Genomic DNA, 15,044 nt, shown 5'->3' with positions numbered 1-15,044 from the left:
GCACACTGCCGTACGCACGAACGGCGCAGGACCAGGCATCGAAGGAGATCCCACTGTGACCGTCCCGCACAGCACGACGCCCCGCATCGCGACGCGGTTCGACTGGACGCGGGACGAGTGGATCGCCTACGCCGACCGCCTGATCGACGGCGCACGCGCATTCGCGTCGCCCGGCGCCGGGTGCATCCGGTTCCCGGGCGCCGAGGGCGGCTACGGGCACGCGGTCGACGGACTCGAGGGGTTCGCCCGCACCTTCCTCCTCGCCGGGTTCCGCATCGCGGGTGCCGGTGGCGAGGGCACCGAGGAGCTCGCCGACTTCTACGGGCGCGGCATCGTCACCGGCGTCGACCCCGAGGCCGAGGATCGCTGGGTCCGCCTCGAGGAGCACCCGCAGGCCAAGGTCGAGGCGGCATCCCTCGCGCTCGTGCTCGACATGACCCGCCCGTGGATCTGGGATCGCCTCGACACGGTGACGCAGCAGCGCGTCATCGGCTACCTCGCACCCGTCGTCGGCGACACGACCTACCCCCGGACGAACTGGCTGTGGTTCCGCGTCGTCGTGCAGACCTTCCTCCGTTCGGTCGGTGGCCCGTGGTCGGCGCAGGACGTCGCCGACGACCTCGCCCTGCACGATGCGCTGGTGCGCGAGGACGGCTGGATCTCGGACGGCTTCGAGCGCTCGTACGACCACTACGTCGGCTGGGCGCTGCACACCTACCCCGTGCTGTGGTCGCGCATGCAGGGCGCCCAGGAGCTCGCCGAGGGCCGCACCCCCGGCGACATCGCGCGCCTGGATCGCTTCCTGCAGGATGCCGTCGCCCTCGTCGGCGCCGACGGCTCACCGCTCGTGCAGGGCCGAAGCCTCATCTACCGCTTCGCCGCCGCCGCGCCGTTCTGGGCGGGTGCGCTCGCCGGAGTGCCGTCCGTGCCGCTCGGGCAGCTGCGCCGTGCCGCGAACGCCGTCGTCGCGCACTTCGACGCGCAGGGCGTCCCGGGGCAGGACGGCGTCCTCACCATGGGCTGGCACCGCGAATGGCGTGAGCTCGCGCAGTCGTACTCCGGCCCCGGCTCGCCGTACTGGGCGGTCAAGGGCCTGCTCGGCATCCTGCTGCCCGCTGACCACCCGGTGTGGGCCGCCGGGAGCGAGCCGCTGCCCGTCGAGGTCCGCGACGAGCTGCGCGCTGTGCGGCCCGCTGGATGGGTGATCTCCGGCACGCAGTCCGACGGCATCGTGCGCGTCGTCAACCACGGCACCGATCACGCCGCCGCCGGCAGCCTCGTCGGCGACTCGCCGCTCTATGCCCGCATCGGCTACTCCACCGCCGCCGGCCCGCTCGCCGACCAGCGCGCGTTCGAAGAGCCCCTCGAGCAGTCCGTCGCGCTGGTCGACCCCGCCGGCCGTGCCACCCATCGCGCGGCGATGGAGCTCATCGACGTGCGCGTGCAGGACGACGAGGGCGGTCGGGTCGGCATCGCCGCCTCGACCGCCCGCGCCCACTGGATCACACCACGCCCCTCGGTCGTGCGCCACGGCTCGGGCATCGACGGCGACATCGACCTGGCCGGTGTCGTGACCGTCCACTCGCTCGTCCGGGGCCCCTGGGAGGTGCGCCTCGCGCGCGTCGACTCCCTCGAGCCCGGCGTCGACGGCGACCTGCTCCGCCTCCGCGTCGGAGGATGGGCGCTCGCATCCGGCACGGTGGAGCACGAGGCCGCCTCCGCCGTCGCCTCGGTGTCGGCGAACGGGCTGCGCAGCGGCATCCGTCCTCTCATCGGCGTCGGTGCGCCCTCCGTCGAGCTGCGCGAGGACGCCAGCCCGCTCGGACGCGTCGCCGCGGTGCCCGTCGTGACGTTCTCCGTCGAGGCGGGGGCGTGGATCGCAACGCTCATCGAGCTCACCGCCGAAGACCTCGCAGCGAACGCCGATGCGACCGTCGCCCTCGACGAGGACGACGCACAGACCTCCGTCACGGTCACCTGGCCTGACGGCACGGCGACCTCGAGTCGCCTCGCACCCCCCGGAACCGCGTCCGTCGCCAACCGGTAACCCCCGATGGACCCGAAGAGGGGTCCGCAATCACAAAGGAGTACCCCCAGAATGAAGCGCTCATTCGCTGCCGCGGCCGGTGTCGCCGTGGTCGCAACGCTCGCTCTCGCCGGCTGCAGCGGCGGCGACGACGCCGCCGCCCCCGAGGAGTCGTCGGGTCCGGTCACGCTCACGATGTCGGGCTGGAGCCTGGACACCACGCCCGAGTTCCAGAAGCTCGCCGACGCGTACCACGAGAAGAACCCCGACGTCACGATCGAGCTCAAGGGCTACGACGCGGCCGAGTACAACACGCTCGTGACCGCCGACCTCGCCGCGGGCTCCGCCCCCGACATCATCACCCAGAAGGAGGTCAAGTACGTCCCGACCTTCGTCAACGGCGGCCAGCTGCTCGACGTGTCGGACGTCGAGCTGCCCGACGGCATCAGCGGCGCCAAGTCGTACGAGGTCGACGGCACCGCCTACGCGGTCCCCTACCGCAACGACTCGTGGGTGCTCTACTACAACAAGGCGCTCTTCGACCAGGCCGGTGTCGACTACCCCGACGGCACCTGGACGTGGGACGACTACGCCGACGCCGCCGGTGCGCTGACCGAGGGTCTCGCCGCCGCCGGCAGCGCCGCCAAGGGCGCGTACCTGCACAACTGGCAGTCGACCGTCCAGGGCTTCGCCAACGCGCAGACCGACAGCGACATCCTCAAGGGCGAGTACGACTACATGGAGCCCTTCTACGAGCGCGTGCTCGCCATGCAGGACGCCGGCGACCAGGTGGACTACAACACCGCCAAGGCCAACCAGCTCACCTACCAGGGCGAGTTCGGCAAGCAGAACGCCGCCATGCAGCCCATGGGCACGTGGTTCGTCGCGACGCTGATCGCCCAGCAGGCATCGGGCGACGCCGACACGTTCGACTGGGGCATCGCGCCGATCCCGCAGGAGTCGTCCAAGACCACTGGCCTCGACAACACTCCGGTGACCTTCGGCGACCCGACGGGTCTCGGCATCAACGCCGCGATCGACGAGTCCAAGGTCGCCGCTGCGAAGGACTTCCTCGCCTTCGCCGCCGGTGAAGAGGGCGCCCAGGTGCTCGCGGGCATCGGCATCACGCCGGCGCTGCTGACCGACGCGGTCGTCGACACGTACTTCGCGGTCGACGGCGCTCCGAGCGACGACCTGTCGAAGTTCGCCTACTCGACGCACGAGGTCCACCCCGAGAACCCCACCTCGGACAAGACCGCCGCGATCCAGGGCATCCTCGCCGACATGCACACCGCAATCATGTCGGGCTCCCAGTCGCCCGCCGACGCCATCAAGGAGGCGCAGGACCGCGTCGCCAACGAGGTCGGCACCGACTGACCCCGCTCCTTCGACGGGCTCGGGAAGCCCTGAGCTCAGTACCGCTCCTCGAGCCCGTCGAAGACCTGAGACCCGGTGCCCGGACCGCTCCCGCGGGTGGGTCGGGCACCGCACCAGCATCCACTCCCGACAGGCCCCTTCTGGAGGTCCGCCATGGCGACCATCACCGCCACCGAGACCGGCACCGCGCCGCCGCCCGTGCGCCGCCGGCGCTCGAAGCTGCGCCTGCGCAACACCCTCATCGGGTGGAGCTTCATCCTCCCCAACTTCATCGGCTTCGGCGTCCTGACGCTCGTGCCGATCGTCATCCTCTTCTACATGGCGTTCACGAACTGGAACGTCTTCGGCAAGGCCGACTTCGTCGGTCTCGCGAACTTCACCCGCCTCATCGGCGACGGCAGCTTCCGCACCTCGGTCGTCAACACCCTCTACTACTCGGTGATGCACATCCCGCTGACGATCGCGGTGTCGCTCGGTCTCGCGCTTCTGCTCAACAACAAGCTCCGCGGCGTCGCGTTCTTCCGCACCGCCGCGTTCTTCCCCTACATCACGTCGATCGTCGCGATCGCCGTCGTGTGGAACCTGCTCTTCAGCCCCGAGTACGGTCCGATCAACGAGTTCCTCAGGTTCATCGGCATCCAGAACCCTCCCGGGTGGCTCACCTCGCCGGAGTGGGCGATGCCCGCCGTCGTCATCGTGTCGACGTGGCGCGACATGGGCTACTACATGATCCTGTTCCTCGCGGGCCTGCAGACCGTGCCCCGCGAGCTGCACGAGGCGGCGCGCATGGACGGCGCGAACGCGTGGCAGCGGTTCACCAACGTGACCCTCCCGAGCCTGCGTCCGACCATGTTCTTCGTCACCGTCATGCTGACGATCAACTCGTTCAAGATCTTCGACCTGATCCTCGTCATGACCGACGGCGGTCCCGGCCAGTCGACGCTCGTGATGTCGCAGTTCATCTATCGCAAGGGCTTCGAGGAGAGCCAGTTCGGCTATGCCTCGGCCGCCGCGGTGGTGCTCTTCTTCATGTGCATCATCGTGACGATCATCCAGTTCCTGTGGAACAAGAGGGGGAGCAAGTGATGGCCGAGCAGCTGGAGAAGGACGCCGCCGACCGTCTGGTCTCGGACTTCACGCCTCCCACGGCCGCCGTGCGCAGCCTCCGCAAGCTCGCCGACCGCAAGCCCGTCACGCGCGACGCCGACGGCGAGCGGCTGACCCCCGGGCGCCGCATCGCCCGCATCCTCATGTACGTCGCCCTGGTCGTCTTCGCGATCGGCCTGCTGACGCCGTTCGTGTGGATGGTGCTCAGCTCGTTCAAGTCGTCGAACGAGGTGTTCTCGGTGCCGATCAGATGGCTGCCCGAGACGTGGGTGTGGCAGAACTACATCGACATCTGGACCCAGTCGAACATGCTGGTCTGGATCCGCAACACGCTGTTCCTCGCGGTGGTCGTGACGTTCCTGCAGGTGCTCACCGGCTCGTTCGCCGCCTACGGCTTCGCCCGCATGAAGTTCCGCGGCCGCGACATCCTGTTCCTGCTGTACGTCGGCACGATCGCCGTGCCGTGGCAGTCGTACATGATCCCGCAGTTCATCATGCTGTCGAACTTCAAGGTGTCGAACACCCTGTGGTCGATCATCCTGCTGCAGGCGTTCGGCGCGTTCGGCGTGTTCCTGATGAAGCAGTTCTACGAGACGATCCCCGAGGAGCTCTCCGAAGCCGCGCGTCTGGACGGCCTCAGCGAGTACGCGATCTGGCGCAGGATCATGCTGCCGCTGTCGGTGCCCGCGCTCGCGTCGCTCACGCTGCTGACGTTCGTCGCCACCTGGAACGACTACCTCGGGCCGCTCATCTACCTGCGCAACCCCGACCTGTGGACGATCCAGCTGGGGCTCAAGGGCTTCGTCTCGAACCTGTTCGACACGAACTACGCGCTGCTGTTCGCGGGCCTGACGATCTCGGTCATCCCGATCGCGATCATCTTCCTGCTCGGCCAGAAGTACTTCGTCGAGGGCATCGCGACGAGCGGACTGAAGGGCTAGGCCATGAAGAAGCTCAACCTGCTGGTGTCGCACGAGACATGGGCGTCCCTCATCGGGATGGTCTACCTCGGGCTCATCGTGAACCTGCTGCTGGTGGTCGCCTGCCTGCCGCTGGTCGCCGTGCTCGTCACGACCGACCCGCTGCACTCGTGGCCGCTCATCGCCGTCGCTGCGCCGCTGGCGGCACCGGGGCTGGCCGCCGCGTTCCGCGCATTCCGCGAGCACGCCGGCGGCGGACTCGGCCCGATCCGCGCGTTCGCCGCGGGGCTGCGCGCGACCTGGCGCCGCGCCCTCGCGATCGGCGCCGCCGTGACGGCGGTCGTCGTGGTGTTGCTCGTGGATGTGCGGATGCTGTCGAACACGGCGGTCGCCGTGTTCACCGTCCCGCTCCTCGGCGTGCTGGCGCTGGTCGCGATCGCGGTGGGGCTCGTCGCCCTCGTCGCGATCGCCGAGGTGCCCGCCGCGCGCCTGCGCGACGTGCTGCGGGCGAGCCTCTACCTGGGCCTGCGCCGCTGGTATCTCACGGCCGCCTCGCTCGCCGCATTCGTGGCGCAGATCGCCGTGTTCGCGACCGCACCCGCACTGGGGCTCGGGCTCACGGCATCGGCTGCGCTCTTCTTCGCGTGGACCAACTCGCGCTTCACGCTGCGCCCCGTCCTCGACCTCGACGAGAAGGCGGCCGTGCCGGCGTGAGCCCGCGGCATCCGCTCTCCACCCACACTTCAGAAGGATTCCCTGCCATGACGTCCACCTCGCCCGCCTCGGGCACCCGCGCCCCCGCCACCGACGCCGCACTCGCCGCCGCGCTGGCGACCGTCCGTCGCAACATCGCGACGTTCGGGGGCGCATACCCCGACGACACGACCGTCGACGACCGCTACGAGCTGCGTCCTGCCCACGGCGGCATCCCGCTCGGCGGCAACCGCGGCTGGACCACGAGCTTCCGTACCGGCATGCTGTGGCTCGCGTGGGAACTCACCGGCGATGAGGACTATCGCGATGCCGCCCGGGTCGACGCGCTCGACTTCGAGCGCCGGGTGCGCGCCGAAGAGGACCTCGACACGCACGACCTCGGCTTCCTCTACACGCTGTCGACGGTGGCCGCCTGGCGTCTGGAGAACGACGAGCAGGCGCGCCAGGCGTCGCTGGAGGCCGCGGACCACCTGATGCGCCGGTTCCTGGAGCCGGCGGGGATCATCCAGGCCTGGGGCGACCTGTCCGATCCGGCGCAGCGCGGTCGCACCATCATCGACAGCCTCATGAACATGCCGCTGCTGACCTGGGCGCACGAGCAGACCGGTGAGGAGCGGTTCGCCGACGCCGTCGTGCGCCACACCGCGCAGCTGCGCGAGCACATCCTCCGCGCCGACGACTCCACGTTCCACACGTTCTACTGGGACGCCGAGACCGGTCGGCCGCTGCGAGGCGGCACCGAGCAGGGCGCGGCCGACGAGTCGTGCTGGGCGCGCGGCCAGGCGTGGGGGATCTACGGCTTCGCGATGAACTACGCCGTGACCGGCGACGAGCGTCTGTTGGAGGCATCCCGTCGCTGCACGGAGTACTTCCTGCGGCACCTGCCCTCGGACGAGGTGCCGTTCTGGGACCTCGTCTACACGGACGGCAGCGACGCCCCGCGCGACAGCTCCGCCGCCGCCATCGCGGTGTGCGGCCTGCTGGAGCTGGCGACGGTGGAGACGGATGCCGCGCGCGCGGCCGAGTGGACGGCCCGGGCGCACGCGATCCTGGCGTCGCTCATCGCGCACTACGCCCCGGCGCGCGCTGAGGACTCCGATGCCCTCCTCCTGCACTCGGTGTACGACATGCCCAAGGGCAACGGCATCGACGAGGGGACGCTGTGGGGCGACTACTTCTACCTCGAGGCGCTGATGCGCGTCGCGCGACCCGAGTGGAGGAAGTACTGGTGAGGCTGGTCACATATGCGGCACCCACCGGCAGGCGACCAGGGGCGGTCGTCGCGAGTGCCGACGGCGACCGCATGCTCGATCTCGGCGGGATCGCAGGCTCGGTCACCGAGCTGCTCGCCGATGACGCGGCCCTCGCCGCCGCACGGGCGGCGGTGGCGGCATCCGATCCGGCCTCGCTGCCGGAGCTCGCCGCGGACGCGCTGCTGGCGCCCGTCGTGCCGGGCAAGATGCTGTGTCTCGGGTACAACTACCGCGGGCATGTTCCCGACGGCGTGGATCCGACCGCGAACGACCCCGAGTACCCGGACGTGTTCGTCAAGACGTCGAACGCGCTCGCCGGACCGACCGAGCCGGTCGTGATCCCGCCCGGAGCGACAGACGTCGACTACGAGGGCGAGGTGGCGGTCGTCATCGGCCGCCGCGCACAGCGCGTGCCGCTCGAGGACGCCCTCGAGCACGTCGGGGGCTACACGATCCTCAACGACGTGTCGGACCGCGCCTGGCAGCGCCGCCAGAGCCAGTGGGCTCTGGGCAAGTGCTCCGACGGCTTCGCGCCGCTGGGGCCGTGGGTCGTCACGCCCGACGAGGTGCCCGACCCGCAGGACCTCCTCGTCGAGGTCGTGCGCGACGGCGCGGTCACCGTGTCGCAGTCGACGTCGACCACGATCTTCAGCGTCGCGTTCGTCATCCATCACCTCAGCCAGGTGCTGACCCTCGAGCCCGGCGATGTCGTCTCGACCGGCACGCCGCAGAAGCTGCCGGCCGCGCAGGACGCGCACCGCCCCCTCGCCGACGGCGACGCCGTCACCGTGCGCATCTCGGGGATCGGCGAGCTCACCACCCGATTCATCGCCAGCCAGGAGTCCGCCGCATGATCCTCGATTCGTTCCGCCTCGACGGCAAGGTCGCGCTCGTCACGGGGTCCAGCCGCGGCCTCGGCCAGGGAGCTGCGCTCGCGCTCGCCGAGGCCGGCGCCGACGTCGCGCTCCTCGACCGCGGCGACGCGTCGGCCACCGCCGCGCTCATCGAGGCCACCGGCCGCCGGGTCCACCGCGTGCAGCGAGACCTCGTCTCGGCGACTCCCGACGAGCTCTCGTCGGCGGTCGAGGAGGTGATCGCCCAGCTCGGCGGCCTCGACATCCTCGTGAACAACGCCGGCACCATCCGTCGCGCGCCCGCGGCCGAGTACCCGCTCGCGGACTGGGACGACGTGCTCGCGATCAACCTCGACGCCGTGTTCCACCTGTCCCAGGCCGCAGGGCGACACATGCTCGCGCAGGGCGGCGGGCGCATCATCAACGTGGCGTCGATGCTGTCGTTCCAGGGAGGCATTCTCGTTCCGGCATACACCGCCTCCAAGCACGCCGTCGCGGGACTGACCAAGGCCCTCGCGAACGAGTGGGCGGCGGGCGGTGTGACCGTCAACGCCGTCGCACCCGGCTACATGGCGACCGACAACACCGCCCCGCTGCGCGCCGACGAGGACCGCGCAGCGTCGATCCTGTCGCGCATCCCCGCAGGGCGCTGGGGCGAGGCATCCGATCTGCAGGGAGTGTTCGTCTTCCTCGCTTCGGATGCCGCCGCGTACGTGACCGGCGCCGTCATCCCCGTCGACGGCGGCTGGCTCGTCCGCTGACCCGCACTTCATGCACAACCAGGAGAGAACCGTGACCGAGACGCACATCCCGCAGCGCTACGCGACCAACCCCGCCCAGATCCCGGGCATGACGACGCAGGACCTGCGCGACACCTACCTCATCCCCGACGTCTTCGTTCCGGGCGAGATCCGCCTCACGTACACCCACCACGACCGGATCGTTCTTGGTGGCGCCGTTCCCGCGGGCTCGGTCCTCGAGCTCGGCGGCTACCCGGAGATCCGCAGCGACTACTTCCTCGAGCACCGGGAGGCCGGCATCATCAACGTCGGCGGCACCGGCACGGTCACCGCGGACGGTGAGGTGTACACGCTCGTCAAGGGCGCGTGCCTGTACCTCGGCCGCGGCATCCGTTCGGTGTCGTTCGCCGATTCGAACGGTGATGCTGGCGCGCAGTTCTACCTCTTCTCGGCGCCAGCACATACCGCCTACCCGTCGGCGCTCGTGTCGCCCGGCGAGGGCACCGTGCGCGAGCTCGGCGACCAGCTCACCTCGAACCGCCGCACGCTCAACCAGTACATCCACGAGAACGGCGTCAAGAGCTGCCAGATCGTCATGGGCGTCACCGAGCTGCACCCGGGCTCGATGTGGAACACCATGCCGGCGCACACGCACGACCGCCGCACCGAGTGCTACCTGTATTTCGACCTCCCCGAGGATGCCCGCGTCATCCACCTCATGGGCGAGCGCGAGGAGACGCGCCACCTCGTGATCGCCGACCGTCAGGCCGTCATCTCGCCCTCGTGGTCGCTGCACTCCGGCGTCGGCACGTCGGCGTACACGTTCATCTGGGCGATGGCCGGTGAGAACCAGGCGTTCGACGACATGGACGCCGCCCCCGTCATCGAACTGCGATGACGGTGCCCGACTACGTACGCTGAGACCGTGCACCGTACTCTCCTCGCGATCGGCGAGACCATGGCCATGGTGGCGCCCGTCGTCGCGACTCCGGTGACGGATGCCGACGTCTTCCTCGTCGACGCCGGCGGCGCCGAGTCGAACGTCGCGGCGCATGTCGCCGCCCTCGGCCATCGCGCCGTGTGGTTCAGTGCGCTCGGCGCCGACGCTCTCGGACGCCGGGTCGCGCGGCAGCTCGCGGCACGAGGTGTCGACGTCTCGCGCGTGCGCTTCGACGACGCCCACCCCACCGGCCTGTACGTCAAGGACCCGGGCAACGGCGTGCTCTACTACCGCGGCGGATCCGCGGCGGCGCACCTGAGTGCGGCCGACGCCGACGAGGTGTCGTTCGAGGGCGTGGACCTGCTGCACGTCTCGGGGATCACGGCGGCGATCTCGGAATCCGCCTGTGACTTCCTCGCGCGGGTCATGGAGCGGGCGCACGAGCACGGCGTGCCCGTCTCATTCGATGTGAACCACCGTGCGCCGCTGTGGGATGCCGCCATCGCGGCGCCCGTGCTGCTCGAGCTCGCCCGCAGCGCCGACATCGTGCTCGTCGGCCGCGACGAGGCCGAGACGCTGTGGGGCACAGCGACGGCGGCCGAAGCCCGGGCGCTGCTGCCCGACGTCGCCGAGCTCATCGTCAAGGACGGCGACGTCGGCGCCACTGCGTTCGTCGGCGCCGACGAGGTGTTCGTCCCGGCGCTGGCCGTCGAGGTCGTCGAGCCCGTCGGCGCGGGCGACGCGTTCGCCGGAGGCTACCTCGCCGGGCTCCTCTCGGGCGCACCCGTCGCCGACCGGCTGCAGGCGGGGCACGGGCGCGCCGCCCGCACGCTCCAGACCACACGGGACTCGATCGACGAGCCCGCCGCACGCTGACCGGGGTGCCCGCTCACACGGACACCGCACCCATGCACGAAGGAACCGCGATGACCTCACACACGACCCAGACGGATGCCGCTGCGCAGTGGTTCGATGACGCGTTCGCCGGGGCGCCGCTCATGGCGATCCTGCGGGGGATGGGGGTCGAGCGCTCGGTGCGCCTGTCGGAGACCGCGTGGGACCTCGGCATCGACTCCGTGGAGGTGCCGCTCCAGACCGAGGAGGACGAGCGTGCGCTCCGGGAGGTCGCCGTCCTCGCCGCCTCTCGCGGCAAGAGCGTGGGAGCCGGCACGATCCTCACGCCGGCCCAGGTGGTGCTCGCCGCGGATGCCGGCGCCGCCTACCTGGTTTCGCCGGGTCTGGATCCCGTGGTCGTCCGGGCGGCGCAGGGTGCGGGCATCCCGATCCTCCCCGGCGTGGCGACGCCCAGCGAGGTGCAGCTGGCGGTCTCGCTCGGGCTGACCTGGCTCAAGGCCTTCCCCGCGACGTGGCTGGGCAGCGGATGGTTCAAGCACATCCGCGGTCCCTTCCCGCAGGTGCGTTTCGTCGCGACCGGCGGGCTCGACGCCTCCAACGTCGAGGAGTTCCTCGACGCCGGCGTACGCGTGGCCGCCGTCGGGTCGGCGCTCGAAGACGCGTCCCAGCTCGAGCGCCTCGCGGCCGTGCTGCGGACGCGCGCCGGCGCGCGCTGAGAGCCGGCCTGCGCCCCGATGAGGGCCTCGCCGGGCTGGTTGAATGATCCGATGCCCCTCGTCTCCGACGCCCGCGTCGCCGTGTGCGGACCTGCATCGTGGAACCACCTGATCCACCTGGACCGGCTGCCCGAGCCGGTGCCGCACATGCAGTTCGCCCTCGGCGACCTGCACACTCTCGGCGGCACCTCCGCGGGCAAGGCGCTGCACCTGGCCGACCTCGGCGTCGCGGTCACGCTCCACGCCCTGTTGGGCGCCGATGACGACGGGCGTCGTGCCGCATCGGCGCTCACGGCGGCGGGCGTGCGTGTCGAGGCCCACACCTCGGAACGCACCGAGCGGCACACGAACCTGATGACGGCAGCGGGGGAGCGCGTGAGCCTGTACCTGGCCACGCCGTCTCCGGCATCCGTCGACGCGCTCGAGCGCATGGAGGCCGCCGTCTCGGCCGCCGACATCGCGGTGGTGGATCTGAGCGAAGCCGGCGCCGTCCTCGTCGCGCGGCGTCTCGCGGCTGGTGCCACCGGCGCGCCGATCTGGACCGACCTGCACGACTACGACGGGGAGGCGGCGTTCCACGAGCCGTTCCTGCGCGCCGCAGACGTCGTGTTCATGAACGACGACGCCACCGATGACCCGTGGGCGCTCCTGCAGAGCTGCCTCGACCGCGGACCGCGCCTGGCCGTGTGCACCCTCGGCGCGCGCGGCGCGATCGCGCTCGCCGCCGACGGCACCCGGGCGACCGTCGCCGCGCACCCCGCGACCGTGGTCGACACCAACGGTGCCGGCGACGCATTCTTCGCGGGCTTCCTCGCCGCCACTCTGGCCGGCGGCGACCTGCACGGATGCCTCGACTCCGGCGCGCGGCAGGCCGTCGTCGCGCTCGCATCGCGGCACCTGCACCCGGAGCTCGGCGAGCACTGAACGGGAGTCGCCCGTGAAGCACCGGGCCGGGCGGACGCCCGCCGTCATCCCGGCCTGCGCCGGCCCGGAGTGCGCTGGTGCCCGTCAGCCCTGGTAGGGGGCTGTGCTCGATCGGATCACGAGGGTCGCGTCGACCTCGGCGGATGCGGACGGCGCGGTCGGTTCGTCGATACGGCGCAGGAGGTGCTCGACCGCGAGGGCCGCGATCTCACCGAACGGCTGTGCCACCGTCGTGAGGGCGGGACTGCAGTACGCCGCCAGGGCGATGTCGTCCACGCCGACGACCGAGACATCCTCCGGTACTCGGCGGCCGAGTTCGTGCAGGGCGCGGATCGCACCGAAGGCCATCTCATCGCTGGCCACGAAGACGGCGGTGGCCTCGGGGATGCGGCCGAGCACGAGGCCCGCTTGATAGCCGGACTCAGGCGACCAGTCGCCGTGCAGGAGCGGCGGCACATCGCCGCCCGCCGCCTGCAGCGCCGCACGCCAGCCGGCGGTGCGCCCCGTGGAGTCCAGCCACCCATCGGGGCCGGCGATGTGCCAGACGGTGGGGTGTCCGAGCGAGAGCAGATGCTCGGTCGCGAGTCTGCCGACGTCGAACTGGTCGATGGCCACGACCTCGCTGGACGCGGTGCGCGAGCCGTCGATCGTGACGGTGGGGATGCTGCGGGCGATCGCCTCGACGGCATCCGAGCCCGTCGGCACGGGGACCGCGAGCACGATGCCCTCGACCGACTGGTCGTCCAGGCGGGTCATCGCCGCGGCGATCGCGGTCGGGTCGAGGGAGCTCGCGGTCGAGATGCTGACCGTGTAGCCGGCGCGACGGGCGGCGGCTTCGACGCCGTGTGTGACCGCCGAGCCGGAGAAGTGGACGTTGGGGAGCACGACGACGCCGATCGTGCGCGTGCGACCCGACGACAGTGCGCGCGCCGCGCTGTTCATGCGGTAGCCGAGCTCGTCGACTGCGCGCAGCACGCGGTCGCGGGTCGCGCTCTGGACGTTGGGGTGGCCGCTCAGCACGCGCGAGACCGTCTGCGCCGAGACATCGGCGTGGCGGGCGACGTCGGCCATGCTCGGCGAGCGTGTGCGGCCGCTGGCATCGAGCCGCCGGATGCTGGTCATTTAGAGCAGTCCTCCTCGTGGTAGCGAAAACATGCTATCGCGATCTGGTCGTGAGAAAGCGCTCAAAATTACGGATCATTTGAGTTGTTAGCGGTAACAACGTGTGGCACCATCGATCACGCCCCACAGAGCTCGCACACCCGAGACCGCGTGGGCCTTCATCGGTGCACGACGCATTCCGAGCTCATTCAAAGGAGAGGCAGCAGTGAAGAAGACAGTCATGCGCATGGCAGGGATCACCGGCGCGTTGGGCCTCGGCCTCGCGATCGCAGGGTGCTCCGGTGCCGCCGACCCCGCCGCTTCCGGTCCCGCTGAGATCACGTTCTGGGGCTGGGCCCCCGGTTACGCCGACGCGGTCGACGCGTTCAACGCCTCGCAGGACGACGTGGTCGTCACCTACGAGGAGGTCGCTCCCGGGGCGAAGGGCGGCTACGACAAGATGCTGAACGCCGTCACCGCGGGAAATGCCCCCTGCCTCGCGCAGGTCGGATACGAGACGCTCACGAGCTTCGCCGCGCAGGGCGCGCTGGAGGACGTCTCGGAGTTCGCGAGCAGCAACGAGGACGAGTTCACCCCCGCGAGCTGGTCGGCGGTGAGCATCGGCGACGCCGTCTACGGCGCGCCCGTCGACCAGGGGCCGATGGCGCTGTTCTACAACAAGGAGGTGTTCGACTCGCTCGGGATCGCCGTGCCGACCACGTGGGCCGAGTACCAGGCCGCGGGCGAACAGCTCAAGGCCGCAGGCAAGTCGCTCTCGGCGAGCTACCTCAACTACGACTACGCCGGCTTCGACTGGCAGGCCGAGGCACCGTGGTTCTCGGTCGACGGGGACAGCTGGAAGGTCTCGATCGACTCGTCCGAGGGCCAGAAGGTCGCCGCCTACTGGCAGGGCCTCACCGACGCCGGCCTCATCAGCCCGGCGCCGATGTGGGACCAGTCCTGGTACACCGGCCTCGGCGACGGCTCGATCGCGACCCACGTCGGCGCGGTCTGGATCGCCGGCGTCCTCAAGGGCAGCGCGCCCGACGGCGCCGGCAAGTGGGCCGTCGCGCCCATGCCGCAGTGGGAGGCCGGCGAGAACAAGGTCGGCAACGTCGGCGGCTCCGCCACCGCCGTGCTGAAGGGATGCGCCGACCCCGAGGCCGCGTGGACCTTCGCGCACTTCATGAGCACCGACCCCGACACCTTCGCGGGCCTGGTCGATTCGGCCGCGCTGTACCCGGCGGCGACCGCGCTGCTTGATCTGCCGGCGCTCACCCAGCCCGACCCCTACTTCGGCGGCCAGGTGATCTTCGACGTCTTCGCCGAGGCTTCGCCGAACGTCACGAGCGGCTGGACCTGGGGTCCGAACATGCCCGAGACGGTCGGCTTCCTCGACGACGGGCTGGGCAGCGCCTGGTCGGGGAAGGGCACCTTCGCCGACGCCCTGACGAGCACGCAGCAGCAGACCGTCGATGCGCTCGAGGCGCAGGGCCTCTCGGTCTCCGAGTAGCCCC

General features: G+C 70.7%; 14 protein-coding genes. 13 read left to right on the top strand and 1 reads right to left on the bottom strand.

The window, feature by feature from the left end; genetic code table 11:
- Positions 1–55: 55 nt before the first annotated feature.
- From AC1DDU_RS06500 to AC1DDU_RS06445, 12 genes are all read left to right on the top strand, one after another.
- Positions 56–2,047 carry a DUF2264 domain-containing protein gene (locus AC1DDU_RS06500; protein ID WP_477432273.1) on the top strand — a complete coding sequence of 664 codons (1,992 nt, stop codon included), beginning with the start codon at positions 56–58 and terminating at the stop codon, positions 2,045–2,047.
- A 51-nt stretch (positions 2,048–2,098) separates the two neighbouring features.
- Complete coding sequence (locus tag AC1DDU_RS06495; RefSeq protein WP_477432271.1) at positions 2,099–3,403, top strand: ABC transporter substrate-binding protein; 1,305 nt, start codon at positions 2,099–2,101, stop codon at positions 3,401–3,403.
- 153 nt (positions 3,404–3,556) lie between these two features.
- A complete protein-coding gene (locus AC1DDU_RS06490; RefSeq protein ID WP_477432269.1) occupies positions 3,557–4,489 on the top strand; it encodes a carbohydrate ABC transporter permease in 933 nt (310 codons plus the stop codon).
- Positions 4,489–5,451, top strand: a complete 963-nt coding sequence (locus AC1DDU_RS06485) for a carbohydrate ABC transporter permease (protein ID WP_477432267.1) — start codon at positions 4,489–4,491, stop codon at positions 5,449–5,451. The genes AC1DDU_RS06490 and AC1DDU_RS06485 overlap by 1 nt, the downstream gene beginning before the upstream one ends.
- 3 nt (positions 5,452–5,454) lie before the next feature.
- Entirely contained in the window at positions 5,455–6,144 is a 690-nt protein-coding gene (locus AC1DDU_RS06480; protein ID WP_477432265.1) for a ferredoxin-NADPH reductase, read from the top strand.
- Positions 6,145–6,191: 47 nt separating this feature from the next.
- Positions 6,192–7,376 carry a glycoside hydrolase family 88 protein gene (locus AC1DDU_RS06475; RefSeq protein WP_477432263.1) on the top strand — a complete coding sequence of 395 codons (1,185 nt, stop codon included), beginning with the start codon at positions 6,192–6,194 and terminating at the stop codon, positions 7,374–7,376.
- The gene (locus AC1DDU_RS06470; protein WP_477432261.1) at positions 7,373–8,251 is read left to right on the top strand and encodes a fumarylacetoacetate hydrolase family protein; all 879 of its coding nucleotides are present in this window, start codon (positions 7,373–7,375) and stop codon (positions 8,249–8,251) included. Before AC1DDU_RS06475 ends, AC1DDU_RS06470 begins: the two co-directional genes overlap by 4 nt.
- A complete protein-coding gene (gene kduD / locus AC1DDU_RS06465) occupies positions 8,248–9,012 on the top strand; it encodes a 2-dehydro-3-deoxy-D-gluconate 5-dehydrogenase KduD (RefSeq protein WP_477432259.1) in 765 nt (254 codons plus the stop codon). The genes AC1DDU_RS06470 and kduD overlap by 4 nt, the downstream gene beginning before the upstream one ends.
- 31 nt (positions 9,013–9,043) lie before the next feature.
- Complete coding sequence (gene kduI / locus AC1DDU_RS06460; RefSeq protein WP_477432257.1) at positions 9,044–9,889, top strand: 5-dehydro-4-deoxy-D-glucuronate isomerase; 846 nt, start codon at positions 9,044–9,046, stop codon at positions 9,887–9,889.
- A gap of 27 nt (positions 9,890–9,916) precedes the next feature.
- Entirely contained in the window at positions 9,917–10,807 is an 891-nt protein-coding gene (locus AC1DDU_RS06455; protein ID WP_477432256.1) for a sugar kinase, read from the top strand.
- Positions 10,808–10,857: 50 nt separating this feature from the next.
- On the top strand, positions 10,858–11,502 hold the full coding sequence (locus AC1DDU_RS06450; protein WP_477432254.1) for a bifunctional 4-hydroxy-2-oxoglutarate aldolase/2-dehydro-3-deoxy-phosphogluconate aldolase: 645 nt from the start codon (positions 10,858–10,860) through the stop codon (positions 11,500–11,502).
- Between the two features lie 51 nt (positions 11,503–11,553).
- Entirely contained in the window at positions 11,554–12,426 is an 873-nt protein-coding gene (locus AC1DDU_RS06445; RefSeq protein WP_477432252.1) for a carbohydrate kinase family protein, read from the top strand.
- An 84-nt stretch (positions 12,427–12,510) separates the two neighbouring features.
- Here the strand turns inward: AC1DDU_RS06445 and AC1DDU_RS06440 are convergent, their stop codons facing one another.
- A complete protein-coding gene (locus AC1DDU_RS06440) occupies positions 12,511–13,548 on the bottom strand; it encodes a LacI family DNA-binding transcriptional regulator (RefSeq protein ID WP_477432250.1) in 1,038 nt (345 codons plus the stop codon).
- A gap of 205 nt (positions 13,549–13,753) precedes the next feature.
- Here AC1DDU_RS06440 and AC1DDU_RS06435 point away from each other — a divergent pair, with 205 nt between their 5' ends.
- Positions 13,754–15,040 carry an ABC transporter substrate-binding protein gene (locus AC1DDU_RS06435; protein WP_477432248.1) on the top strand — a complete coding sequence of 429 codons (1,287 nt, stop codon included), beginning with the start codon at positions 13,754–13,756 and terminating at the stop codon, positions 15,038–15,040.
- Positions 15,041–15,044 lie beyond the last annotated feature (4 nt).

It is taken from the genome of Microbacterium sp. 05T445, from assembly GCF_056395865.1.
This window is presented reverse-complemented; position numbering and strand designations above follow the sequence as displayed.

What these genes read in the sequence shown, in the direction of transcription:
- AC1DDU_RS06450 (WP_477432254.1), top strand. Translation starts at nt 10,858, where the DNA reads ATGACCTCACACACGACCCAGACGGATGCCGCTGCGCAGTGGTTCGAT.
- AC1DDU_RS06445 (WP_477432252.1), top strand. Translation starts at nt 11,554, where the DNA reads ATGCCCCTCGTCTCCGACGCCCGCGTCGCCGTGTGCGGACCTGCATCG.
- AC1DDU_RS06495 (WP_477432271.1), top strand. Translation starts at nt 2,099, where the DNA reads ATGAAGCGCTCATTCGCTGCCGCGGCCGGTGTCGCCGTGGTCGCAACG.
- kduD (WP_477432259.1), top strand. Translation starts at nt 8,248, where the DNA reads ATGATCCTCGATTCGTTCCGCCTCGACGGCAAGGTCGCGCTCGTCACG.
- AC1DDU_RS06440 (WP_477432250.1), bottom strand. Translation starts at nt 13,548, where the DNA reads ATGACCAGCATCCGGCGGCTCGATGCCAGCGGCCGCACACGCTCGCCG.
- AC1DDU_RS06475 (WP_477432263.1), top strand. Translation starts at nt 6,192, where the DNA reads ATGACGTCCACCTCGCCCGCCTCGGGCACCCGCGCCCCCGCCACCGAC.
- AC1DDU_RS06490 (WP_477432269.1), top strand. Translation starts at nt 3,557, where the DNA reads ATGGCGACCATCACCGCCACCGAGACCGGCACCGCGCCGCCGCCCGTG.
- AC1DDU_RS06480 (WP_477432265.1), top strand. Translation starts at nt 5,455, where the DNA reads ATGAAGAAGCTCAACCTGCTGGTGTCGCACGAGACATGGGCGTCCCTC.
- AC1DDU_RS06485 (WP_477432267.1), top strand. Translation starts at nt 4,489, where the DNA reads ATGGCCGAGCAGCTGGAGAAGGACGCCGCCGACCGTCTGGTCTCGGAC.